We start from the raw sequence: 23247 nt of genomic DNA on the forward strand, positions 1-23247 counted from the left end.
CTCTTCAAGATCTATTTATCAAGGAGCAAGAAGGATTTTAATAGCAAGTAATGGTGTTATAGCTACGCATCCAAATGCTGAATTTGTTACAAAAAAGATTACAGAGGTTAATAAAAATACAGCCCATATAATAGAAGCACAAAAAACTATCCATGCAGGAGCTATTGATTATAAAGCAGATGATGGTAGTGAATATCATGGTGCTATAAGAGTATTTGAAATATGGCCAAATACGGGAATTTATTGGGCTATGTTGGCTATTGTCCCAAATGAATCTGTATATGCTTCTATTGTGGATTTAAGAAATATTATTTTGATTAATTCTATTATAGCGATAATTGTTATAGTAGTTGTGATTGGTACTTCAGTAAAAAGAATAGTTTCTATAAGAGTGCAAAGACTTCAAGATCATTTAATGAAATTTTTTAGATACTTAAATCATGAGCTTCCAACCGTTGAGGTTTTAATTCCTAGATATAATGATGAACTTGGAAAAATGGCATTAATGATTAATGATAATGTTCAATATATACATACTTGTTTAGAAAAAGATGACATAACTGTGCAAAATATCTTAGAAGTATCTTGTGATATAGAAAAAGGACATTTTACTCAAAGAATAAAAACAAATCCTGTTAATCCAAAACTTGTGGAATTAAAAGAAGTATTAAATAAAATGCTTGATGATATGCAAATGAAAATTGGTAAAGATTTAAATGAAATAGAAAGAGTTTTTAAAAGTTTTAAAAATCTTGATTTTTCAGATAAACTTGAGTATGCTGATGGTGAGATAGAAAAATCGCTTAATGCAGTCGGAGAAGAAATAAGAAAAATGCTTCAAGCTTCATTAAAACAAGGGGAAATGCTTCAAACTAAAGCTGATGCTTTAAAAGAGAGTGTTTTAAAGCTTAATGATGGCGCACAAAAACAAGCTGATTCTTTACAAGAAAGCGCAGCTGCTGTTGAAGAAATGAGTGCTTCTATGAACGCAGTAGCAGCAAGAACTGAAGAGGTTATTAAACAAAGTAGCGATATTAAAGATGTAACTGATGTTATTAGAGATATTGCTGATCAAATTAACCTACTTGCATTAAATGCAGCTATTGAAGCAGCTCGTGCAGGAGAACATGGTCGTGGCTTTGCTGTTGTTGCTGATGAAGTTAGAAACTTAGCAGAAAGAACTCAAAAGTCTTTAGGTGAGATTGAAGCTAATACTAATATCTTAGTTCAATCTATTAATGAAATGGGTGAGAGTATTAAAGAGCAAGCTTTAGGAATTTCACAAATTAATCAATCTGTTTCAGTAATAGATGGTTTAACTAAAGAAAACTCACAAATTGCACATGCAACTAATTCTGTAGCAAATGAAGTTGATTCTATGTCGGCTGATATTGTAGCAGAAGTTAGAAGAAAGAAATTCTAAAAACTACCCTTTAAAGGGTAGTTTAATTTATAAAATACTCTTGAATTTTATTTTTATCTTCAAAAGCCATACTTTGGAAAATTTTATCTTTAAAACCTATTTTGTATTTTGTATTATTTTGAGTTTTAGCATAAGTTAGTGCTATGCTTAGAGCAAGTTCAAGATCTTGCGGATTGATATTTTCATCTACCAAAGAATAAGCACCGATTAAATCAAAGAGTTTTAATTCTTCATATTTTTGAGTTTTTAATTCTTTTAAAAATTGATTTTCTAGCTCATTTCTACCTACTATCATTTTAGAGCCATTTGGAAGTCTTAAGTGGCGTCCATATTTTAAAAGTTGTGCATCATTAACTTGCATATTTTTATCAAATTTAATAAAATCTTTGATTTTATTTGAAAAACTTTCAAGTGTGAGCAAACATCCACCACCTGGACTTTCAAAATCTTCAAAACCAAATTTGGCAGCTAGTTCAAGTTGTCTTTTTCTACTTCTTCCGCTGATGTTTTCTAACTTTTCTCTATCAACCCAACCCTCACGCTCAGGTTTAGTTAAAGGTAAATTTTTAGCGCACATTGGACGCAAGATTAAATCTTCTTCATCAAGTGCTAGTTTTTTAACCTTAGCCATAGCATCATTTCTTTGACTCATAGGGCGTTGACCAACTACTTCTCCTGTGATGATAAAACTTGCGTTTTCATCTTTTAACATAGAAAGAGCGGTTTTAAACATAAAAGCATGACAATCTATACAAGGGTTAAAATGTTTTCCATAACCATATTGAGGATTAAATAAAACTTCTTGCAAATATGCATTTCTTACATCTATCATTTCAAAACTAGCCCCTGCCATAGCAGCGCGTTTTGCCATGAGTTCGCTTTTATCGCTTGTGCCACCAAAGCCTATATTGATATTTAAAGCTTTTACCTCTATGCCTTGAGAGCTTATAAGTTTTATAGCAAGCATAGAATCAAGGCCACCACTAAAAAGTGCTAATGCTTTCATTTTTTCCTTTCGAAATTTTTGGCATATTGTAGTGAATATTTTTTAATTTTTATGTAAGTTTTTATTTAAAAAACTTCTTCTTCAAAGTTATAATGAATTGCTTTTTTATCTTTTATATTTTTTTGTAATCTACTTAAAAATAATTCTAAACTTCCCTCATCATCTAAAAATTGGACATTTTTTAAAACTTCCATTAAATGATTAAAAAAATTTTCATCATTTTGATAGTTTTTTTTGATTTTTTCTAAATTTTGATTGAGCAAATTATAAATTTGCTTTTTAAAGGCTTGTTTTAAATTTAAGTTTTTTAATTTGTTAAAATGAGCAAAATTAATTTTGCAAATAGCATATAAAAATTCTTCTAAATTGTTTAAAATTTTAATATTTTCGATCTCATAAAGTTCTCTTATGCTAGGATCATTAAAGTCTTTTTGTTCTAAAATAGCCTTAGCAATATCTTGATGTAAGAAATATTCTTTTGCACTTAAAAGTTTAAAAAGTCCTATGGCTTTTTGATTTTCATATAAAAATTTCAAAAGCTCCAGCTCGCTTATGTTGTTGATTTTATTTTGTTTTGTAGGAGTAAAAAAAATTATATTTTTTCTAGTATTTTTAGAAAGTTTTATATCATTAATATTTACACCCAAAAGATTTGCTACTAAGGTAGTGTAGGAATTTGCTATTAAAGGTTCAAGGTTAAAAGTATATTTTTGCACCTCTTCTAAAGCCTTTTGCTTACTAAGTGCTGAGCTTAAATCAAAATTTGTGATCAAATTTCTTATATAAAATTCTCCAAGTTCTATACCTTTTTCTAAAATATTAAAAAGCAATTTTTCTTGATGAGTGGCCACTAGTTCAGCCGGATCTTTCCCACCTTCTATTAAAACTACTTTTCCATCAATTTTTGCTAAACTTAGTAAATGTGCTGAACGCACGGCAGCATTAAGTCCTGCATTATCATTATCAAAGCACAAAATCACTCTTGCCTCTAATCTTTTTATCAAGGGTATGTGATTTTCACCTAAAGCTGTTCCTAAAACTGCTACAGCATTTTTAAATCCTGCCTTATGAAAGGCTATGGCGTCCATATAGCCTTCACAAATTATCATTTCTTTTTGTTTGTAAATGGTATCTTTTGCTAAATTGAGTGCATAAAAAACGCGTGATTTATCAAAAAGTTTGCTTTGAGGTGAATTAACATATTTTGCCATATTTGCTTCATCTAAAGTTCTACCACCAAAGCCTATGAGTAAATTTTTATGATCATAAATACTAAAAGTAATGCGGTTGATAAAACTTGCATAAGCACCATTTTCATTTTGTTTTATTGCGCCAACCTCTAAGGCTTCCTCTTGAGTGATTTGCTCATTTTGTAAAAGTCTTAGTGTTTCATTAGAACTTGGTGCAAAGCCTAGCTCAAAGGTTCTAATATCCTCATCATTTAAACCTCTTTTATAAAGATAAGTTAAAGCTTCTTTGTTTTTAGCTAAGTTTTGCTTATAAAAAGCATTAAGAGTAGGTAAGATGTGAGTGATAGATTTTTTATTGTCCTGTTTTTGTGAGGTGTAAGTAAGTGAAAAATTACTCCACGAAGCAACCTTTTCTACCGCTTCAACAAAGTTTAATTTCTCATAATCCATTACAAATTTAAAAACATTGCCCCCAGCTTTACATGCAAAACAATGATAAAATCCTTTAATAGAATTAATATGCATGCTAGGATTTTTATCATCATGGAAAGGACAAACGCATACATAGCCTGAACCTTGTTTTTTTACTTCAACATAATGAGCTATAATATCAACAATATCTGTTTTTTGTAAAAGTTGTTCTATACTTGCTTGTTCTATCATATTTAAACCTTAAAGAAAATTATATAAGCATTTAGCTATAATTGTTATAAATTTGAAAGTTAAGTTGCAAGATTATGGATTTTTTCTTTGTAGAATACCGCGATCCTTTATTCGGTCTTATTGTTTTGACGGCTTTGATTTTTATTGTTGCTAGCTCACATTATATATGGCGGTTTTTTGCAAGCAAAGATCAAAAAAGCAAGCTTGATCGTTTTGTAAAAAAATTTGAAATCAATTCTACTCATCAGCAGATTTTAAAAAATGCCAATTTAAGTATAGAAAATTTAAATTTCCTAGCTCAAATTTTTACCAAAAGTGGTGAATTTGAAAAAGCTGTGGGAATTTATCTCATAGCTTTACAAAAGACAAATGAGGCTAACCAAAAAGAATTTATCTTTTTTTCATTAGCACAAGTTTATCTAAAAGCAGGATTTTTAGAGCGTAGTGTAGAAGCTTTGTTAAATGCTTTAAAAATCAAAGCACGCAATAAAGAAAGCTTAAAACTTTTAAAAATTGTGTATTTAAAACTTAAAGATTATGATAAGGTTTTAGATGTTTTAGAATGTTTGTTTGAGCTTGGAGAAAATATATATGCAGAAAAAGCTTTGATAAAGGCTTTAAAAATTCAATCAAGTTCTAAAGAGCAAGAGCAAAAGATTAAAGAAATTTTAATTTTTAGCAAAGATAATGAGTATGTTTTAAGATTTTGTTTTTTACACTATAAAGATAAACTTACTCAAATGCCTAAATTTGAAAATGTTATTGATTTGCTTAATGAGTGCAAAAGCCCACTTAATCTTGAAGATGAAAAATACCATGAGTTTTTTTATGCAAAAAATTTAAGTACAAAATCTATTCCTATTAAAAATCATAAACTAAAAATTTTAAAAATTTTAAATGATAATAAGCTAAGTGCTAATCTTAGCTTTACTTATGTGTGTAATAATTGCAAAAATCAAAGTCCTTTGTTTTTTTATCATTGTCCATTTTGTTATGAATTTGGAAAATGTGAGATTTATTATGAGGTAAAAGCTTGAAAAATATTGAAATTTATACAGACGGTTCGTGTTTAAATAACCCTGGTTTTGGAGGGTGGGCTTATGTTTTAACTTATAAAAATCATCAAAAAGAACAAAGTGGGGCATGTGAGAATACAACAAATAATCGTATGGAGTTAATGGCCATTATACAAGCTTTGAAAGCTTTAAAAGAGCCATGCGAGGTAAAATTATACACAGATTCAAATTTAATGGTGCAAAGTATTAATGAATGGCTTGAAGGTTGGATAAAAAAAGATTTTAAAGGTAAAAAAAATATTGATCTTTGGAAAGAGTATTTAAATGTTGCTAAAGATCATAAAATAACTGCTTTTTGGATCAAAGCACACAATGGCCATGAATTAAATGAGCGTTGTGATGAGCTAGCAAGAAATGCAGCCTTAAAGCTCCAAGAAGAAAGGTCAATAAATGCTTAAAAAACTCCAAGAAAGATTAAGTTATCATTTTAAAAATGAGCAATTGCTCATCGAAGCTTTGACACATAAAAGCTATAAAAAGCCTTATAATAACGAAAGATTAGAATTTTTGGGTGATGCTGTAATGGATTTAGTAGTAGGGGAGTTTTTGTTTTTTAAATTCCAAAAAGACTCAGAAGGAAACCTTTCTAAGCTTAGGGCAGCTTTGGTAAATGAAAAATCTTTTGCAACCTTAGCACAAAAACTTGATCTTGGAGCATGTATTTTTATGTCTATTGCAGAAGAAAATAATGATGGACGCAATAAACCTTCTATACTTTCTGATGCCTTTGAAGCTTTAATGGGAGCTTTGTATTTGGAAATAGGTTTTGAAAAAACTAAAAACATAGCATTAAATTTACTCAATGAAGTTTATCCACATATTGATACACAAAGTTTATTTAAAGACTATAAAACAAGACTTCAAGAAATTACACAAGCAAATATGGCAGGCACACCTGAGTATGTAGTGATGAAAGCTTTTGGACCTGATCATAAAAAGCAATTTGAAATTGCAGTAAAAATTCAAGGTATAGAAGTAGCAAGATCTATAGCAGGTAGTAAAAAAGAAGCCCAACAACAATGTGCCAAAATAGCACTTGAAAAATTAGGAAAACTATGAATAGCTTTGGAAAAAGATTTAAATTTACAAGCTTTGGCGAATCTCATGGTCAAGCTATAGGTTGTGTGATAGATGGTATGCCAGCAGGGGTGAAGTTTGACTTTGATTTTTTGCAAGAAATGCTAGATAAAAGAAAACCAGGTCAAAATAAATTTAGCACTCCTAGAAAAGAAGAAGATAAAGCTCAAGTTTTAAGCGGGGTTTTTGAGGGTTATACAACAGGAACTCCTATAAGTGTATTGGTGTATAATGAAAATACACGCTCAAAAGATTATGAAAAAGATGTGTTTCGTCCTGCACATGCTGATTTTACTTATTATCACAAATACGGCATTAGAGATTATAGAGGTGGTGGAAGAGCTAGCGCTAGAGAAAGTGTAGCAAGAGTGGCAGCAGGGGCGTTAGCTTGTATGCTTTTAAAAGAGTTTGATATAGAAATAATGAGTGGAGTTTTTGGGGTAGGAAGTATTGATAGCAAACTTAGTAATGATGAGTTCGATTTTAATTATGCTAAAAATAGTGAAATTTATGCTTTAGATAAAAATTTAGAGCAAAGTTTTAAAGATGAAATTTTAAAAGCTAAAAAAGCTAAAAACAGCATAGGCGCTAGAGTTTTTACTAGAGTGAAAAACCCTATTAAAGGCTTAGGTGAGCCTTTGTATGATAAGCTTGATTCTAAACTTGCTCATGCGATTATGGGTGTAAATGCAGTTAAGGCTGTAGAAATAGGAAGTGGCATTCAAAGCAGTTATATGTATGGAAGCGAAAATAATGATGAGCTAAAAGATGGAGTATTTTTAAGCAATCATAGCGGAGGTATATTGGGTGGAATTTCTAATGGAAATTTTATCGATATAAAAACATATTTTAAACCAACTCCTTCTATATTTTTACCCCAACAAACACAAAATATTCAAGGAGAAAATATTATACACGAGTTACAAGGTAGACACGATCCTTGTGTGGGTATAAGAGGCAGTGTTGTAGTAAATGCTATGGTAGCTATATGCATGGCCGATGCTTTACTTTTAAATGCAAGTTCAAATTTGCAAAATTTACAATGTATTTATGGAAAAAATAAATAAAAATTTAATACTTATTTTGATATGATGATAAAATATCTTTAAAAAGGGAGCAATATGAAAAAAAATATCGTATTTTTTGAAGTTAGAGGTGGTAGCGATAAAGGTGAAGATGGCCATAGAAAAGACACCATGCCTATGGTAAATGCTTTAAAAGAGCAAGGTTGGAACGCTGAGGTTATCTTTTTTGAAGTTGAAAAAAAAGACGAAATTTATGAATATGTAAAAAACAATGCTGATGCTTATGTTTCTAGAATTAACCCAGGAAATTTAAAAGAAGAAAATGAATACTTTGATATGTTAAGAAAACTTTGTGCAAATGGTGTTATAGGTATGCCTCATCCTGATGCGATGATAGGATATGGCGCTAAAGATGCACTTACTAAGCTTAATAAAACAGCTTTAGTGCCTGAAGATACTTATGCGTATTATGATATTAAAACTTTTAAAGAAAGTTTTGTAAAAACCTTAGCAAAAGGCGAGAGGGTTTTGAAGCAAAATCGTGGTTCAACAGGTGAGGGAATTTGGCGTGTGAGATTAATAGATGAACTGCCAGCAGGGACTACAAGTGTGCCATTAAATGCAAAAATCAAATGCACAGAAGCAAAAGACAATCATACAGAAGAAAGAGAGCTTGGTGAATTTATGGATTTTTGTGAGCAATACATTGTGGGTGATAATGGTATGCTTGTAGATATGACTTTTTTACCGCGTATTAAAGAAGGTGAAATTAGAATTTTAATGCTTTATCATACTCCAATTTATGTAGTGCATAAAAAGCCTGCAGAAGGTGCTGATGCATTCTCTGCTACACTCTTTTCAGGTGCAAAATATAGATATGATGAGCCAAAAGATTGGCAAGAATTGGTAGATTGGTTTTTAGCGACCTTACCAGAAATTCGTTCAAAGCTTGGAAATTACGATATTCCTTTAATTTGGACTGCCGATTTTATCTTAGATACAGATGAAAATGGTAAAGATAAATATGTTTTAGGTGAGATTAACTGCTCTTGCGTAGGATTTACTTCTCCTGCTGAATTTGTTGAGCCTATTGCTAAAAAAGTAGCTCAAAATATCATTAATATCGTGAGTAAAAATTAACCCTTGTTTAACAAGGGTTTTAACTCATTATGCTTTTAACTATACTTTATATTATCGGAATTACTGTTGATGCAATGACGGGGGCTATTGCTGCAGGACGGCACAAAATGGATCTTTTTGGAGTGATATTTATAGCTTTGGTAACAGCTATTGGTGGAGGTTCTATCAGAGATATTTTACTTGATCATCATCCATTAACTTGGATTAAAACTCCTGAATATGTCATTTTGATTTGTGTTGCGGCTATGATTACAACAAAAATTGCTAAATATGTTATAAGACTTGAAAAACTTTTTTTAATTTTAGATGCTATAGGTTTGGTTGTTTTTAGTGTTTTAGGTGCACAAATTGCAATAGAAATGGGGTATGGTTTTATAGTGGCTGTGAGTTCAGCTGTGATTACAGGTGTATTTGGCGGGATATTAAGAGATATATTATGTGCTAGGATACCACTTGTATTTCAAAAAGAAATTTATGCAGGTGTGGCCATATTAACAGGAGCTTTGTATTATATATTGCATATTTTAGGCATAGATGAATTATGGGTAATTCTTGCTTCATTGATTGTAGGAACTATAGCAAGACTTTTAGCGATACATTATGGTTTAAGTTTGCCTATATTTTCTTTTAAAGATGGAGAAAATAAAGAAAGCTAATTTTATTTTTTAGATTTTAAAATGCAAGTTTTGTTATTTATAATGTTTTTATAAAATCCCTGCGAGCTTTGCTAGTAAGCAATATTTATTTATATTTTATTTTAGAATATTTATTTGATATATTAAATTTATATTAAGCTTAAATATTGAAACTATCGTTTATGCTATTTTTATTTAGGAGTTAAAAGAGTGGTGACCCATACGAGACTCGAACTCGTGTTACCGCCGTGAAAGGGCGATGTCCTAACCGCTAGACGAATGGGCCAAAACATTAAATTAAGAAATGAAATTATATCTTATTTAATTTAAAAAAAGCTTAATTATTTAATAAAACGCAGGTAAAAATAGCCAAATACACCAGAAGCTAATGAGGCTAGTAAGATTGCAAAGTTATCTACAAAATTAAATATATCACTCACCTCATAAGCAAGAGCATCTATAAAAAAGCTCATGGTAAAACCTATACCTGTGAGTATGCAAACTCCATAGAGTTGTTTAAAATTTGCATCTTTTGGTAGTTTTGCAAGTTTGAATTTAATCGCCATATAGGCAAAGCCAAATACACCTAGTTGTTTTCCAACAAAAAGTCCCAAAAATATACCCATGCTTACACCACTAAAAAGCATATGAAATTCTATTTTAGAAAGATCAACTCCTGCGTTTGCAAAAGCAAAAAGTGGCAGTATTATAAAAGCTATCCAAAATTTTAAACCATGCTCAATTTCTTCTAATAAAGCATGATTGTTTTTTGTATATACAGGAATGAATAAAGCAGTAATAATACCTGCTAAAGTCGCATGTACTCCACTTTTTAATACACTAAGCCAAAGCAGAGCACCAAGTATATAATAAAATGATTTTCTTTCATTACCTAAGCGATTAAGTAAAAACAAGCCAATAATGCAGCAAAAGGCAACAAAAAAAGCCAAAGTTGAAAGCTCACCTGTATAAAAAATAGCAATGATTAAAATAGCTCCTACATCATCAAAAATCGCCAAAGAAACTAAAAATATTTTTAAAGAGCTTGGTATGCGTTGTTTTAGCATTGCAAGTATAACTAGAGCAAATGCAGTGTCAGTTGCTGTTGGTATAGCCCAACCTTTTAAAACATAAGTATCATTAAAATTAATAGCACAAAATATCAAAGCAGGTGCTACTATACCACCTATGGCAGCTATTAAGGGTAGAGTAATATTGCTAAGAGTTTTAAATTCTCCTTGAACAAATTCTTTTTTTAATTCAAGTCCTATTGCAAAGAAAAAAATTGCAATCAGTCCATCATTAATCCATAACAAAGAAGGTTTAAAAAGCTCCCAAGCTCCTATTTTTATACCCATTTCTACACTTAAAAAATTCATATAGTGTTGTCCATAAGGGCTATTTTTGAGTAATAAAGCAAAGATTGTTGCTATTAAAAGCAACAATCCTCCTAAAATTTCAAGAGATAAAAAGCTTTGGAGGTTTTTAAATTTCATTTTTTGAAACTATAAATGAGTTTTAAATAAACATAGCCAATCACAGCGCTTAACAAAGAGGCTATTAAAATAGCAAGCTTATCTGAATATGCAAAAATATCACTATTTTGGTAAGCTAAGCCATCTATAAAAAAGCTCATGGTAAAACCTATACCTGTGAGTATGCAAACTCCATAGAGTTGTTTGAAATTAACATTTTGTGGAAGTTTTGCTAAGCCTAGTTTTATACTAATATATGAAAATAAAAAGACACCTATTTGTTTTCCTAAAAATAAACCTAAAATAATACCTAAGCTAACCGAAGAAAACATAAAGCTTGGATCCATATCTTTTAAATCAACACCTGCATTTGCAAAGGCAAAAATAGGTAAAATAAAATAACTTACCCAAGGCGCTAAATCATGTTCGATTTCTTTTAAAAAAGATTTTCCATTTTTTGTTTCAAGTGGTATGAACAAAGCAGTAATCACACCCGCTAAAGTTGCATGCACTCCACTTTTTAGCATGCTTATCCAAAATACTATAGCTATAATGATATAAAAGGATTTTTTAGTAACATGAAAATGATTTAATAAATAAAGTGCTAATATACATACCAAAGCAGCGATCATAGCAAATACTGAAAGCTCGCTTGTGTAAAATAAAGCAATCACAATAATCGCACCCAAATCATCAAAAATAGCCAAGGAAAGCAAGAATAATTTTAATGAAGTAGGTACTTTTTTACCTAAAAGCATTAAAATTCCTACTGCAAAAGCCACATCAGTTGCTGTTGGTATAGCCCAACCTTGCAAAGCAAAAGCATCTTTATAATTAAAAAATGCAAAAATCAATGCAGGTACTATCATACCACCAAGTGCAGCAAATACAGGTAAAGACATAGCTTTTATACTATTTAGCTGTCCTCTTGTTACTTCATACTTTAATTCAAGCCCTATGGCAAAGAAAAAAATCGCAATAAGTCCATCATTAATCCATAAAAGCAAAGGTTTGAAAATTTCTAAACTTCCTGCTTGAAACCCAAAAGGAATATTTAAAAAGTTGGTGTATTGATCTGTTAAAGAGCTGTTTTGTAAAATTAATGCAAGTAAAGTGAAAAATATTAGCAAAACACCCGGAAAAGTTTCGCTTTTAACAAAGGTTTGAAGTCTTTGCATATAAATAGCCTTTTTAAATTTTTAATTAATGCGTTATTTTAGCATAAAAAGGCTTGAAATTTAAAAGTTTAAGCAGAAAAACTGCTTAAACAGGTATAACGCGTATATTTGGACTAAGTTCTTCTTGTAAGATATTTTCTATGGCATATAAAGTTGCGCCACTTCCGCTTGAGCAACCACTGCAAGCTCCAAGATAGCGTATATATACATCTATATTTTTACTTTCACTTTTTTGTATATCAATTACTTCCAAATCCCCACCATCTCCGTGTAGCATCGGACGCACATCGCTATCTAAAACAGCCTCTACTGCTTTTAATTGTTTAACCATGGTCATATCATCAAAAGCAATATCTGCTTTACTTTGATCTTTTAATCTCTCTCTTTCCATTTCAGCTCTAGTTTCAGCTAAAATATCTACAAGGTAATAATCTTTTTTCTCATGTCCTCCAGGTTTAACACAAGATTTACAAAAAGCTCCTGCTTTTGTAAATTGTGTGATTTCTTCTACTGTATGTAAATCATTTAGTTTAATTACCTCTTTGATAGTTCCAAGGCTTACCCTAGCACATTCACAAACTATAATTTGATCTTCAAAGTCTTCAGGATTGACTCCTTTATAATGTGCTGCTGCTTGTTTGATAACATCATAAGCCATAACCGAACAATGCATTTTTTGAGGTGGAACCGCAGGAGTTTGCGGATTATCTCTCATAGCAAATTCAACATCTAAATTTGTAATTTTAACAGCTTCATCCACGGTTTTACCTATGCAAAGATCAACCATAGTATCACTACTTGCTATTGCTGTTCCACAGCCAAAGCTTTTAAATTTAGCATCAATGATTTTATCTGTTTTTTCATCCACTAGCCAATAAAGTCTAACTGCATCACCACAGCTTTCAGCTCCAAAATCTGCAATAATAAGTTTTGCATTTGCTTTTTGTGCATCTTCTTGTGTAAATTCGCCCATATGTTGAGGGTTATTCATTCTATCTTGTACTTTTTGAGAATACTCATCCCAAATAGATCCGCCAATTAAATTATTTTTTGCCATTTTTTATCCTTTAAATATTTTCAGGCTTATACGCATAAGTACTTGAGATTGCTCTAAGTCTTTGCGTTGCTTTTTTTATCTGCTCTGCTGTATAATCAATTTCATCTTCTGTGTTAAATCTAGATAAAGAAAGTCTTAGGGCAGTATGAGCTAAATCATTTTCAGCACCAATTGCTTCCATGATAGGGTTGCTCTCAAGTGCTTCACTAGCGCAGGCTGATCCAGTGCTTGCTGCTATGCCATTTTTATTTAAATCCCAAAGCATAGCTTCACCTTCTACGCCTTTAATGCTTGCTAAAATTGTATTTGGAACTCTTCTTGATCTATCTCCAACTACGCTTGTATCAGGCATTGCTAAAATTAAATCTTCTAGTTTGTCTCTTAATCTTCTAATGTGTGAATTTTCAAAGTCAAGCATAGTATTTGCAATTCTTAAAGCTTCTGCCATTGCTATAATATATGGCACATTTAAAGTTCCACTTCTTCTGCCACCCATATGCTCACCACCATGTAAAAGTGGAGTTAGTTCTATATCTTTTTTAATATAAAGCCCACCAACTCCTTTTGGACCATGGAATTTATGTGCAGAAAATGAAGCAAAATCAACTCCAGCTTTTGCAAAATTAACTTTGATTTTCCCAACAGCTTGGGTTGCATCAGTATGGAATAACGCTCCGTATTCATGAGTAATTTGAGCCATTTCTTCTATAGGAAAAATCATACCAGTTTCATTATTTGCCCACATAATACTCACTAGGGCAGTTTTATCTGAAATAACTTCTTTTAAATCTTTTACGCTAGAAACACCCTCATAATCAACACCAAGTTCTATAACTTTTACCCCTAAAGATTTTAAAAACATAGCACTAGCAGCTACTGCGGGATGTTCCACGCTAGAAATAATTACTTCATTTCTATCGTTATTTAAAATTTTATCAAAATACACACCTTTTAACACCCAATTGATACTTTCTGTAGCACAGGAAGTGATAATAATATCATCTAAATCACTTGCTCCTACACCTATATAAAGTTTATCCATAGCTTCTTTTAAGGCAGGATGGGTTGCACTACCCCATTGATGAAGACTATTTGGGTTTCCAAAATGCTCTTTTAAAAAAGGCTTCATAAGCTCGTAAGCTTCTGGTGCAAGTTGTGTTGTTGCGTTGTTATCTAAATATACTTTCAAATTATACTCCTTTAATTAGGATAATTTTTATCTTTTTTGTTAATATACACTAAAATATTAAATTTAATATTAAATCAAGTAAGTTTTTAACTTGTGTAATAATTTACATTATTATTTTAGCACAAGTTAAGCCATAGCATTTAAATAAGAATGTAAAATTTTGTTAATACTAGCTTGTTTTTTTCTATTTTCTAAAAATTGAGTATCTAAAAGTTCTTTTTGAGTATTGATTTTTTCAAGATCAATATTAGGATTGTTTTGATTGAATTCTTCTTTTAAAACTTCAATTTCTTTACTAACTTGCTCGCTATAAAGACTATAAATAGAACTTGAATTGGCAAATTCTTTCATGTTAATGCTATGTTGATAGTTAATATATTGTTGAAAGAAAACTGAAAGCTTATCTTCTGAAGTGTTGTTTTTATCTACTCCATTGATATATAAATATAAATCAAAACTCATTTTTTCTTTATTGTTTTCATTAATATAATCTTGCATACTCATTTGACCTCTCATGAGTTTTTGAAAATTTACACTAGAGGACATATCCAACTCAATAGGCGATAGAAAAAAATTAGCTTTATTGTGATTTTGTTCTTTTAAATCATGATAAATATAATTGAGCAGCAATCCACTTTTAGAAACCTCCCCTTGTTTATTTAAATAAGGTTTGATAACAGGATTACTAGCTGTATTTTCTATGCTTGCGTTAAACGCAAAATCACCTATTTTATTATCAAGCATTAAGGTGTTTAAATTTTTATTTGATTCTTTTGCATTTTGTAAATTTTTAGCATTTTCATAAACTTTTAAAATTTTACCCTCATAAGTATAACTATAACCTTGATTTAACTCTGAAATTTGAGCTTTACTTAAAAAATCATTGTCATTGTTTTGAAACTGTGGATTTATAGTTTTTAATGTGTTGTGATAAGTGTTTAAAAGTCTTGGTAAATCTATTTTGTTATAATTTAAATTCTCATCAAGCTTTATAAGTTGTTTTGAAATTTCTCTTATACTTTTTATATTAATATCATAATCAAGAGGCAAAGCAGCTGCTTTATTAAGATCTTTTTCAAAAAAACCTTGCTCATTGATTCTAAAACCAAATTCACTTGCATAAGTAATTTTATAGTCCAAATTAGAACCATTGATATCAAGTAAATCACTTTTAATATTAGTATTTTCTTTTTTTTCTTCTATGTGTCCAGTTTTTGCAAAAGGATAATTTGCAAAATTCTGATACGGATTAACATTAGAATTTACAAACATAACTCTTCTCTTCAAAAATATTGCTTAACTTTTAAAAAGCAAAAGCTATGCCAAAATTTTTGAATTGAAGAGAAAAATTTTAAGCGTAAATGTCAAGTAATCCTGAACTAGCAGTAGGAGTAGTAGTTGGAGCAGGGTTTGCATTTACGCCTTCAAGTACTTGCATTACTGCATTTTCATTAACTTCTATGGTTTTTTTCATCATAGTAGTTGCAATGTTAAGCATTAAGTTTGCTTGATTGTTTGTAACTTCGCCCATAACATACTCCTTTTGTTTGGATCAAAGGTATTATCGGCAAAGTTTGGTAAATATTAAGCTATATTATAAATTTTTGATAAGTAATGATTGTGGGTGTTTTCTTTTGCTTCAAGCATATCGATATAATTTTTAAATTCATCCATATCTTTAAAAAGATTTTTCATTGTAGTGCTAATTTCATTAGAAAAATTTTGAAGATTATTTTGGGCTTTTAAATATCTTTCGATTTGATAAATTCTCGCCACTTCTCTTTCATATTCATCTTGAGTCATTCTTTTTGCACTGAATTCTTCATTTAGAACTTTTTTATTATTAATAATAAAAGATTTTTTTTGATTATTGATTTTAAATTCGATTATAAAATCTTCTTTTGAAGCGATAATTTTTAAATATTTTAATTTTGCTTTATCTTCTAGTAAAACAAAACTTATGCATTCTAAAAACATATGTGTAAAAATTTCTCTTTCAAAAATATTTTGACAAATATCGGTATATTTTAAACCTAAGCTTTGTTGATGATCTAAAAATGCTATATTTGACATGATCTATCCTTTTTTCATGACTTTTTTATCAAAAAAAGCAAAAAATATTCCAACTATTATGTATCAATCATCTTAAGCATATTAATCGTATCTTCAAATTCAAAACTTTCTTCAGGATTTTGACTTAAAAATTGCTGCATAAAATCTTTTTTAGCAATAGCTTGATCGAGTTCTTTATCGGTGCCTTTTTGATAAGCACCAATACGCAATAGCACTTCATTTTCTTTAAGCAAAGAATTTAAACGCTTAAATTTTCTAGCAGCTAGCTTATGTTCATCACTGATAATATCCCCCATAACCCTTGAGGCTGAATTTTGTATATTTATAGGTGGATAAATTCCAAAGTCAGTGAGTTCGCGACTAAGCACTATATGCCCATCTAGGATAGATCTGCTTTGATCAGCTATTGGATCACTCATATCATCCCCATCAACCAACACGGTAAAAAAAGCTGTTATGGTGCCTTTACCTTCTTCCTTTCCTGTTCTTTCCATAAGCTGAGGTAAAAGACTTAAAACGCTTGGCGGATAACCTTTTGTTGTAGGTGGTTCACCTAGGGCAAGACCTATTTCTCTTTGAGCCATAGCAAAACGCGTTACGCTATCCATGATAAATAACACATCTTTACCTTGTTCTTTAAAATATTCAGCCACACTCATAGCACAAAATGCTCCGTATTTTCTCATCAGCGCGCTATCATCACTTGTTGCAACGATGATGACAGTATCATCAAGTTTACCACCAAGATTTTTTTGTATAAATTCAGGAATTTCTCTACCGCGCTCTCCTATTAAAGCTATAACTTTAATAGGAGCTTTGGAATTTTTCACTATCATACCCATAAGAGTTGATTTACCAACCCCACTTCCTGCAAAAATCCCAAGCTTTTGTCCTACCCCGCAAGTTAAAAGTGCATCTATTGTTTTAACACCTACTGGAAAAACTTCTTCTATCAAACCTCGCTTCATTGCATCAATAGGTGCTCGCATAATAGGCATAAATTTACTTGCCTCAATAGGTCCTTTACCATCTTTTGGTCGCATAAAAGGATCGACTACTCTTCCTAAAAGTTCATCACTAACTCCTATTTGCATACCTGCATCGTTAATAAAAGCACGATCGCCTATTTTAAAACCTTCCACAAAACCAAAAGGACTCAAATAGCTTAAATTTTCATCTACTTCTACCACCATAGCCATAGCTTCTTTACTCTCATCTTCACTAGAAACTATTTTAATGATATCACCTATGCTAGTTTTTAAGCCATTTATTTCTATACTAGTACTTGAAATTTTAGTAATCTGACCAAAAACACTAGCAAGATTTTGTGAAGCAATTTTACTACGAAGTTTTTCTAAACCCATTAAAATCTAACCTGTTTTGCCGAGTTAATTAAAGTGAAAAATTCTTTTCTTGTTTTTTCACTTTTTAAAAAGCTACCTCTTAGTGCTGAAGTGCTAGTAGTAGAATTTGCTTTTTGCACCCCACGCATTTCAACACACATGTGTCTTGCTTCAATAACTACTCCAACACCTTTTGCACCTACATGTTCCATTAAAGATTCTGCGATTTGTTCTGTGAGTTGTTCTTGAATTTGCAAGCGTCTTGCAAAAACTTCCACAAGGCGTGGAATTTTACTAAGACCTACGACTTTTTTATCCGGTATATACGCAACATGTACGCGCCCAAAAAAAGGTAAAAGATGATGCTCGCAAAGACTATAAAATTCTATATCTCTTACTAAAACCATTTCGTTGTTTGAGCTTTCAAATAAGGCATCATTTAGTATTTGTTTTGGATCTTGTTTATAACCACTATTTAAAAATTCAAAAGCTTTAAAAACTCTTGTAGGGGTTTTTAAAAGTCCTTCTCTTTGCGGATTTTCCCCGATAATTTCTAACATATTTTTTACTGATTGTTCAAATTTTTCTTGCATTTTTTCTCCATCAAAAATTAAAATTTTAACATATTTTTATTTTTATATAAAGTGATAAGGAAAATTTTGGTATATTATCAAGAAATTTTATTTAAAAAGGGAAAATATTATGGAAGTTACAGCAAAACTAATTGATTTTGCAAATGCAAATGCTACTGTGAAAATTGCTCAAGGAGCTATTAAAACAGAAGTTGAAAAATTAGCTAAAAAAGCGTCTAAAACTATGAAAATGGATGGTTTTAGAGCAGGAAAAGTTCCTGTTGCTGCTATACTTAAAAGATATGAAAAAGAGCTTACAAGAGATGCGGAGCAAGATCTTTTAAGAAATGCTGTAGATGGTGCTTTAAAAGAAGTTAAAAAAGAGGCTAAAGATTTAGTAGGTGAGCCATATTTTGAAAAATTTGATAGAAAAGATGGCGATATTGAAGCTCAAATGGTATTATCTTTTAAGCCAGAAGTAAAATTAGATGGATATGAAGAACTAATTCCAACTTATAATACACCAAAAGTAACTCAAAAAGAAATTGATGCAAAAAAAGAAGAATTATTAAAAAGATTTGCTACTCCTGAAACGATTAAAGAGACAAGGGCTTTAAAAGAAGGCGATTTTGCTAAATTTGATTTTGAGGGTTTTGTTGATGGTAAAGCTTTTGATGGCGGAAAAGCTCAAAATTATGTTTTAGAGATTGGTTCAAAACAATTTATACCAGGATTTGAAGAAGGTATGATTGGTTTAAAAGCAGGTGAGGAAAAAGATATTAATGTAACTTTTCCAAAAGAATATGGTGCAGCACATTTAGCAGGAAAAGATGCGGTATTTAAAGTAAAAATTCATGAAATTCAAGAACTTAAATTACCTGAATTAAATGAAGAGCTTTTAAAAAACTTACTTCCTGAAGAAAAAGAGCCAAGTGTTGAAAAATTAGACGCAAAATTAAAAGAACAACTAAAAAATGAAAAAATCTTTAAACTTATTAATGATGAGCTTAAAAATCAATTTGCAGAAGCTTTAGTAGCTAAGTTTGACTTTGTTTTGCCAAGAAATATAGTAGAGCAAGAAACAGATATGCAATTTAGAAGCTCTTTAAGAACTTTAAGCGAAGAGGAATTAAAAGAATTTAAAGATGAGGCTAAATATAAAGAAAAAAGAGAGAGTTTCAAAGAAGATGCGCAAAAAAGCGTAAAATTAACTTTCATTATAGACGAGCTAGCAAAACTTAGAAATGTTACAGTAAGCGATCAAGAATTAATCCAAGCAATTTATTTTGAAGCTTATAGATATGGTTTTAACCCACAAGAACATTTAGATAATTATAAAAAGCAAGGTGCATTACCTGCCATTAAAATGTCTTTAATTGAAGAAAAACTTTTTGCTGATATTTTTAAAAAAAATGATAAAAAGAAAACCGAAAAAGAAAGTGAAAAATAATGAGTTCATATATACCCTATGTAGTTGAAAAAACAAGCAGAGGCGAAAGAAGTTATGATATATACTCAAGACTTTTAAAAGATAGGATTATCATGCTAAGTGGTGAGATCAATGATGATCTTGCTGCTTCTATCGTGGCACAGCTTTTGTTTTTAGAAGCTGAAGATCCTCAAAAGGATATTTATCTTTATATTAACTCACCAGGTGGGGTTGTGACAAGTGGATTTAGTATTTATGATACGATGAATTATATTAAAGCTGATGTAAGTACTATTTGTATTGGTCAAGCTGCTTCTATGGGTGCATTTTTGCTTAGTTGTGGTGCTCCAGGGAAAAGATTTGCTCTGCCAAATTCAAGAATTATGATCCACCAACCACTAGGTGGTGCAAGAGGACAAGCAACAGATATAGAAATTCAGGCAAAAGAAATTCTAAGATTAAAAGCGATTTTAAATGATATTTTGGCAAAAAATACTAATCAAAAACTTTCTAAAATAGAAAAAGATACCGATAGAGATTTTTTTATGAGTGCTATAGAGGCTAAGGAATATGGCTTAATCGATAAGGTTTTGGAAAAAAGTTTTAAATAAGGAAACAAAGCAATGCTAGATGATGATTTATTTGCTGATTTAAATTTAAATAGCGATCCAACTCCAGCCAAAGAAGCTCCAAAAATTCAAAAAATTAGTGGAGGCGAATTTGAGAAATTTGCGAAATCTATTTTAACTGAACTTGTAAAAGATAATGTGCCTCCAACTCCTACTAATTATGGGGTTTATTTTCAAAAAATGCTTGAAGAGCGTCCAGGAGCTTTTAAGAAAAAAGTTGGTGAGATTATGGAATTTGAGCAAAATGATGATGGTCTTAAGCGTGCAAATATAGAACAAGAAATAAAGAAAAGTTTTAATTCTACTTCGGCATTATTGCAATATATTGCCATGATTTATAGGCATCTTGAAACAGTTAAAGATATGCTAAAAAGGCGTAATTCAGAACTTGCTATTAGTACAGGAAATTTAGCTGTTTCTAATGTAATCCATGCCCTTGAAACAGACCTTTCAAGATTTTCTAGCATTTTAGATAAGTATTCAGATGAGATTAAAGAAAATTTTGATGAGGTTAGACAGACTTATAAACATATAGAAGAGCAGAGTGATTTTGACTCTAAATTTGGAGTTTTTAATAAAAAATATTTTTTAGAAAATTTGGAAAAAAGCATAGAGAGTAATGCTAAATATAATTATTATACCTCTTTGATATTCTTTAGAGTAAAAGAGGAAATTTTAGAGCAAACTTATACTCAAAAAGAGAAAAATGCCTTTTTAAAAAGTGTTTGTAAAATTTTTAGTAAAAATGTTTCTTCAAGTGATATAGTAGCACATTGTGGAAATAATATTTTTGCTATAATGATCTCTCATACTAATTTAGAAAAAGCACAAGAAATATGCAATAAAATTTTAGAATCCTTAGAAAATTCAAATTTTTTCTTAGCAGATAAAGAAATAGAGGCAGATGTGGAGGTTGCTATTAGTGCAGTTAATAGTGACAGCAAAGGTGAAGAATTAATAGAAAAATGCATTGAAGCTTTAAAAGACTCGGGAAAAAATTTAGAACCTTTTGTAATAGTGGAAAAAGAAAAATGATAAGAAAGATAATTACCTATCCTAATCCAAGATTATTTTTAGAATCAAAAAAAGTAGAAAATTTTGATAAAGATTTACATGTACTTTTAGATGATATGTATGAAACAATGATAGCTAATAAAGGTGTAGGTTTGGCAGCTATCCAAGTTGATGTGCCAATTAGAGCTTTACTTGTAGATATTGGTGATGAAGAAGGTGAGCAAAAAGAAGACAAACAAACTCTTTTAGAAATCATCAATCCCATTATAACACCTTTAGATGATGAAAGAATTTCTTGTAATGAGGGTTGTTTAAGTATACCAGGTTTTTATGAAGATGTAATGCGTTATAAAAATATACAACTTGACTATCAAGATAGGTTTGGAAAGCCACAAAGTTTGCAAGCACATGATTTTTTAGCAGTGGCTATCCAACATGAAGTTGATCATCTTGATGGACATTTATTTATAGAAAAACTTTCTTTTTTAAAGCGTCAAAAATTTGATAAAGACTTTAAGAAAAAATCCAAAAAGAATAAATGAAAAAGCTAAAATGTGCAAGTTTTTCTACAGAACTTGATATCATCGATGTAGAATCAACTTTCACAAGAGGTTTGCCAGGCTTTAGCATAGTGGGTCTTGCAAACTCTACCATCAAAGAAAGCACTGAAAGAATTAAAGCAACTTTGTTAAGTCAGAATTTTAGCTTTCCAGCACAAAAAATTACTATCAACTTAAGTCCTTCGGATATTCCTAAAAATGGTTCTCATTTTGACTTAGCTATTGCAATTTTGATTTTATTTCAAAAAGAAATTTTAGATGATTTTTTTGTTTTTGGAGAACTTGGATTAGATGGGAGTATAAAAAGCACTGCTAGTTTATTTTCTATCTTGCTTTTTTTAAGTACAAAAATACAAAATGCTAAAGTAGTAGTACCAAAAGCCATAGCACAAAAAGCTTCAATGATACCTAATTTAACAATTTATGCTTTAGAAAATTTAGCCCAGGCTGTAGATTTTTTTAAAGAAAAAAAATATGAGAATTATCATATATGCAATGCGCATCCTTTATTTGAAAATGCTATAAAATTTAATGGGGAAAAATATATAAAAAACACTAGCTTTCCTTATGATTTTAAGGAAGTTAAAGGCCAAGAAAATGCTAAATTTGCTTGTATAATAGCAGCTTTAGGAATGCATAATATTTTATTTGAAGGTAGTCCAGGTAGCGGTAAAAGTATGTGTGCTAAAAGACTTCCTTTTATCATGCCACCGCAAAGCTTGAAAGAAATTTTAGCTCAAAACGCTTATAAGTCATTAAATTCTTTAGATGATGATTTTAGCGCTAGTAGGGTTTTTAGAAGTCCTCATCATACAAGTACTAGAGCTAGTATTTTTGGCGGAGGAACTAAAAATGCCAAGATAGGAGAAATAGCACTTGCAAATGGAGGAGTTTTGTTTTTTGATGAGTTTCCTCATTTTTCAAAACAAATCATAGAAAGTTTAAGAGAGCCATTAGAGGATTTTAAAATTCTTATTTCAAGAGTTAATACCAAAGTGATTTATGAAACTAAATTTTTATTTGCTTGTGCGCAAAATCCTTGTCCTTGTGGAAATTTATTTTCTAAAAATCAAAATTGTCGTTGTCAAGAAATAGAAATAAAAAAATATAAAAACAAAATTTCATCTCCAATTTTAGATAGGATTGATCTTTATGTAGCTATGGATGAAATTTCACATAAGGATAAAATGAGTTTAACATCAGAGCAAATGAGCGAGATGGTATTTAAAGGATTTTTATTTCAAAAACAAAGACAGCAAGAAGAGTTTAATGCTAAATTAAATGATGAGCAGATGAAACAATTTTGTATTTTAGACTCTTCTGCTAATGAAATTTTGCAAAAGGCTATAAATTCATATAATCTTTCTCAAAGAGGGGTAAATAAAACTATAAAAGTAGCAAGAACCATTGCAGATTTAGAGCAAAGTGAGTTGATTTTAAAAACTCATATTTTAAAAGCATTAAGTTTTAGAATGAGAAATATTTAGGAGCAA

22 protein-coding genes, 1 tRNA gene and 1 pseudogene are annotated in these 23247 nt (G+C 30.5%); 12 read left to right on the top strand and 12 right to left on the bottom strand.

The genetic code is table 11. From position 1 onward, the window contains the following. Nucleotides 1-1000 precede the first annotated feature (1000 nt). Nucleotides 1001-1423: pseudogene (locus L8W69_RS09390) on the top strand (methyl-accepting chemotaxis protein); the annotation flags it as partial. Nucleotides 1424-1445: 22 nt separating this feature from the next. Here the strand turns inward: L8W69_RS09390 and L8W69_RS05990 are convergent. Together L8W69_RS05990 and dnaG are read right to left on the bottom strand one after the other, a co-directional pair. Further along, the gene (locus L8W69_RS05990) at nucleotides 1446-2429 is read right to left on the bottom strand and encodes an MnmA/TRMU family protein (protein ID WP_214135261.1); all 984 of its coding nucleotides are present in this window, start codon (nucleotides 2427-2429) and stop codon (nucleotides 1446-1448) included. Between the two features lie 65 nt (nucleotides 2430-2494). Then, nucleotides 2495-4282 carry a DNA primase gene (gene dnaG / locus L8W69_RS05995; protein WP_263666666.1) on the bottom strand — a complete coding sequence of 596 codons (1788 nt, stop codon included), beginning with the start codon at nucleotides 4280-4282 and terminating at the stop codon, nucleotides 2495-2497. A 74-nt stretch (nucleotides 4283-4356) separates the two neighbouring features. On the opposite strand from dnaG, the gene L8W69_RS06000 reads away from it, so the two are divergent. Genes L8W69_RS06000 through L8W69_RS06025 form a run of 6 tightly spaced genes read left to right on the top strand, consistent with a single transcriptional unit; the run spans nucleotide 4357 to nucleotide 9256 of the window. Then, on the top strand, nucleotides 4357-5319 hold the full coding sequence (locus tag L8W69_RS06000; RefSeq protein WP_133319007.1) for a hypothetical protein: 963 nt from the start codon (nucleotides 4357-4359) through the stop codon (nucleotides 5317-5319). After that, the gene (rnhA, locus tag L8W69_RS06005) at nucleotides 5316-5756 is read left to right on the top strand and encodes a ribonuclease HI (RefSeq protein ID WP_263661619.1); all 441 of its coding nucleotides are present in this window, start codon (nucleotides 5316-5318) and stop codon (nucleotides 5754-5756) included. The genes L8W69_RS06000 and rnhA overlap by 4 nt, the downstream gene beginning before the upstream one ends. Next, a complete protein-coding gene (gene rnc / locus L8W69_RS06010) occupies nucleotides 5749-6417 on the top strand; it encodes a ribonuclease III (RefSeq protein WP_220566461.1) in 669 nt (222 codons plus the stop codon). Before rnhA ends, rnc begins: the two co-directional genes overlap by 8 nt. After that, nucleotides 6414-7502 (top strand): chorismate synthase, encoded by a 1089-nt coding sequence (gene aroC / locus L8W69_RS06015; RefSeq protein ID WP_263666667.1) that lies wholly within the window; start codon nucleotides 6414-6416, stop codon nucleotides 7500-7502. The genes rnc and aroC overlap by 4 nt, the downstream gene beginning before the upstream one ends. 54 nt (nucleotides 7503-7556) lie before the next feature. Then, nucleotides 7557-8600 (top strand): Cj0069 family protein, encoded by a 1044-nt coding sequence (locus L8W69_RS06020; protein WP_263661621.1) that lies wholly within the window; start codon nucleotides 7557-7559, stop codon nucleotides 8598-8600. Nucleotides 8601-8629: 29 nt separating this feature from the next. Beyond that, nucleotides 8630-9256, top strand: coding sequence for a trimeric intracellular cation channel family protein (locus L8W69_RS06025; protein WP_220566464.1), 627 nt, complete (start codon nucleotides 8630-8632; stop codon nucleotides 9254-9256). A gap of 190 nt (nucleotides 9257-9446) precedes the next feature. Here L8W69_RS06025 and L8W69_RS06030 read toward each other — a convergent pair. From L8W69_RS06030 to folE, 10 genes are all read right to left on the bottom strand, one after another. After that, nucleotides 9447-9521, bottom strand: a tRNA-Glu gene (locus L8W69_RS06030). Between the two features lie 55 nt (nucleotides 9522-9576). Beyond that, entirely contained in the window at nucleotides 9577-10731 is a 1155-nt protein-coding gene (gene nhaA, locus L8W69_RS06035; RefSeq protein WP_263666668.1) for a Na+/H+ antiporter NhaA, read from the bottom strand. Further along, nucleotides 10728-11888, bottom strand: coding sequence for a Na+/H+ antiporter NhaA (gene nhaA / locus L8W69_RS06040; RefSeq protein WP_133319000.1), 1161 nt, complete (start codon nucleotides 11886-11888; stop codon nucleotides 10728-10730). The genes nhaA (L8W69_RS06035) and nhaA (L8W69_RS06040) overlap by 4 nt, the downstream gene beginning before the upstream one ends. 85 nt (nucleotides 11889-11973) lie before the next feature. After that, nucleotides 11974-12945, bottom strand: coding sequence for an iron-sulfur cluster assembly scaffold protein (locus L8W69_RS06045; RefSeq protein ID WP_220566466.1), 972 nt, complete (start codon nucleotides 12943-12945; stop codon nucleotides 11974-11976). Nucleotides 12946-12955: 10 nt separating this feature from the next. After that, nucleotides 12956-14134, bottom strand: coding sequence for a NifS family cysteine desulfurase (locus tag L8W69_RS06050; RefSeq protein ID WP_263659576.1), 1179 nt, complete (start codon nucleotides 14132-14134; stop codon nucleotides 12956-12958). A gap of 126 nt (nucleotides 14135-14260) precedes the next feature. After that, nucleotides 14261-15406 carry a hypothetical protein gene (locus tag L8W69_RS06055; protein WP_133319187.1) on the bottom strand — a complete coding sequence of 382 codons (1146 nt, stop codon included), beginning with the start codon at nucleotides 15404-15406 and terminating at the stop codon, nucleotides 14261-14263. 79 nt (nucleotides 15407-15485) lie between these two features. Beyond that, nucleotides 15486-15665, bottom strand: a complete 180-nt coding sequence (locus L8W69_RS06060; protein WP_133318997.1) for a putative motility protein — start codon at nucleotides 15663-15665, stop codon at nucleotides 15486-15488. 53 nt (nucleotides 15666-15718) lie between these two features. After that, nucleotides 15719-16207: a hypothetical protein gene (locus tag L8W69_RS06065; RefSeq protein WP_133318996.1), complete on the bottom strand. Its 489-nt coding sequence runs from the start codon at nucleotides 16205-16207 to the stop codon at nucleotides 15719-15721. Between the two features lie 56 nt (nucleotides 16208-16263). After that, entirely contained in the window at nucleotides 16264-17571 is a 1308-nt protein-coding gene (gene fliI, locus L8W69_RS06070) for a flagellar protein export ATPase FliI (protein ID WP_220566469.1), read from the bottom strand. Further along, nucleotides 17571-18143 (bottom strand): GTP cyclohydrolase I FolE, encoded by a 573-nt coding sequence (gene folE, locus L8W69_RS06075; RefSeq protein ID WP_133318995.1) that lies wholly within the window; start codon nucleotides 18141-18143, stop codon nucleotides 17571-17573. The genes fliI and folE overlap by 1 nt, the downstream gene beginning before the upstream one ends. Before the next feature lie 109 nt (nucleotides 18144-18252). On the opposite strand from folE, the gene tig reads away from it, so the two are divergent. Genes tig through L8W69_RS06100 form a run of 5 tightly spaced genes read left to right on the top strand, consistent with a single transcriptional unit; the run spans nucleotide 18253 to nucleotide 23241 of the window. After that, complete coding sequence (tig, locus tag L8W69_RS06080) at nucleotides 18253-19572, top strand: trigger factor (protein WP_263666669.1); 1320 nt, start codon at nucleotides 18253-18255, stop codon at nucleotides 19570-19572. Then, the gene (clpP, locus tag L8W69_RS06085; RefSeq protein WP_220566471.1) at nucleotides 19572-20162 is read left to right on the top strand and encodes an ATP-dependent Clp endopeptidase proteolytic subunit ClpP; all 591 of its coding nucleotides are present in this window, start codon (nucleotides 19572-19574) and stop codon (nucleotides 20160-20162) included. Before tig ends, clpP begins: the two co-directional genes overlap by 1 nt. 12 nt (nucleotides 20163-20174) lie before the next feature. Continuing rightward, complete coding sequence (locus L8W69_RS06090) at nucleotides 20175-21215, top strand: GGDEF domain-containing protein (protein ID WP_133318992.1); 1041 nt, start codon at nucleotides 20175-20177, stop codon at nucleotides 21213-21215. Further along, the gene (gene def / locus L8W69_RS06095) at nucleotides 21212-21736 is read left to right on the top strand and encodes a peptide deformylase (protein ID WP_263666670.1); all 525 of its coding nucleotides are present in this window, start codon (nucleotides 21212-21214) and stop codon (nucleotides 21734-21736) included. Before L8W69_RS06090 ends, def begins: the two co-directional genes overlap by 4 nt. Further along, complete coding sequence (locus L8W69_RS06100) at nucleotides 21733-23241, top strand: YifB family Mg chelatase-like AAA ATPase (RefSeq protein WP_263666671.1); 1509 nt, start codon at nucleotides 21733-21735, stop codon at nucleotides 23239-23241. Before def ends, L8W69_RS06100 begins: the two co-directional genes overlap by 4 nt. Nucleotides 23242-23247 lie beyond the last annotated feature (6 nt).

Source organism: Campylobacter sp. CNRCH_2016_3089 (assembly GCF_025772505.1).
Lineage (GTDB): Bacteria > Campylobacterota > Campylobacteria > Campylobacterales > Campylobacteraceae > Campylobacter_D > Campylobacter_D lari_D.

What these genes read in the sequence shown, in the direction of transcription:
- aroC (WP_263666667.1), top strand. Translation starts at nt 6,414, where the DNA reads ATGAATAGCTTTGGAAAAAGATTTAAATTTACAAGCTTTGGCGAATCT.
- L8W69_RS06060 (WP_133318997.1), bottom strand. Translation starts at nt 15,665, where the DNA reads ATGGGCGAAGTTACAAACAATCAAGCAAACTTAATGCTTAACATTGCA.
- L8W69_RS06090 (WP_133318992.1), top strand. Translation starts at nt 20,175, where the DNA reads ATGCTAGATGATGATTTATTTGCTGATTTAAATTTAAATAGCGATCCA.
- L8W69_RS06065 (WP_133318996.1), bottom strand. Translation starts at nt 16,207, where the DNA reads ATGTCAAATATAGCATTTTTAGATCATCAACAAAGCTTAGGTTTAAAA.
- rnc (WP_220566461.1), top strand. Translation starts at nt 5,749, where the DNA reads ATGCTTAAAAAACTCCAAGAAAGATTAAGTTATCATTTTAAAAATGAG.
- folE (WP_133318995.1), bottom strand. Translation starts at nt 18,143, where the DNA reads ATGCAAGAAAAATTTGAACAATCAGTAAAAAATATGTTAGAAATTATC.
- dnaG (WP_263666666.1), bottom strand. Translation starts at nt 4,282, where the DNA reads ATGATAGAACAAGCAAGTATAGAACAACTTTTACAAAAAACAGATATT.
- tig (WP_263666669.1), top strand. Translation starts at nt 18,253, where the DNA reads ATGGAAGTTACAGCAAAACTAATTGATTTTGCAAATGCAAATGCTACT.
- nhaA (WP_133319000.1), bottom strand. Translation starts at nt 11,888, where the DNA reads ATGCAAAGACTTCAAACCTTTGTTAAAAGCGAAACTTTTCCGGGTGTT.
- L8W69_RS06000 (WP_133319007.1), top strand. Translation starts at nt 4,357, where the DNA reads ATGGATTTTTTCTTTGTAGAATACCGCGATCCTTTATTCGGTCTTATT.
- L8W69_RS05990 (WP_214135261.1), bottom strand. Translation starts at nt 2,429, where the DNA reads ATGAAAGCATTAGCACTTTTTAGTGGTGGCCTTGATTCTATGCTTGCT.
- clpP (WP_220566471.1), top strand. Translation starts at nt 19,572, where the DNA reads ATGAGTTCATATATACCCTATGTAGTTGAAAAAACAAGCAGAGGCGAA.
- L8W69_RS06020 (WP_263661621.1), top strand. Translation starts at nt 7,557, where the DNA reads ATGAAAAAAAATATCGTATTTTTTGAAGTTAGAGGTGGTAGCGATAAA.
- L8W69_RS06045 (WP_220566466.1), bottom strand. Translation starts at nt 12,945, where the DNA reads ATGGCAAAAAATAATTTAATTGGCGGATCTATTTGGGATGAGTATTCT.
- L8W69_RS06100 (WP_263666671.1), top strand. Translation starts at nt 21,733, where the DNA reads ATGAAAAAGCTAAAATGTGCAAGTTTTTCTACAGAACTTGATATCATC.
- fliI (WP_220566469.1), bottom strand. Translation starts at nt 17,571, where the DNA reads ATGGGTTTAGAAAAACTTCGTAGTAAAATTGCTTCACAAAATCTTGCT.
- nhaA (WP_263666668.1), bottom strand. Translation starts at nt 10,731, where the DNA reads ATGAAATTTAAAAACCTCCAAAGCTTTTTATCTCTTGAAATTTTAGGA.
- L8W69_RS06025 (WP_220566464.1), top strand. Translation starts at nt 8,630, where the DNA reads ATGCTTTTAACTATACTTTATATTATCGGAATTACTGTTGATGCAATG.
- def (WP_263666670.1), top strand. Translation starts at nt 21,212, where the DNA reads ATGATAAGAAAGATAATTACCTATCCTAATCCAAGATTATTTTTAGAA.
- L8W69_RS06055 (WP_133319187.1), bottom strand. Translation starts at nt 15,406, where the DNA reads ATGTTTGTAAATTCTAATGTTAATCCGTATCAGAATTTTGCAAATTAT.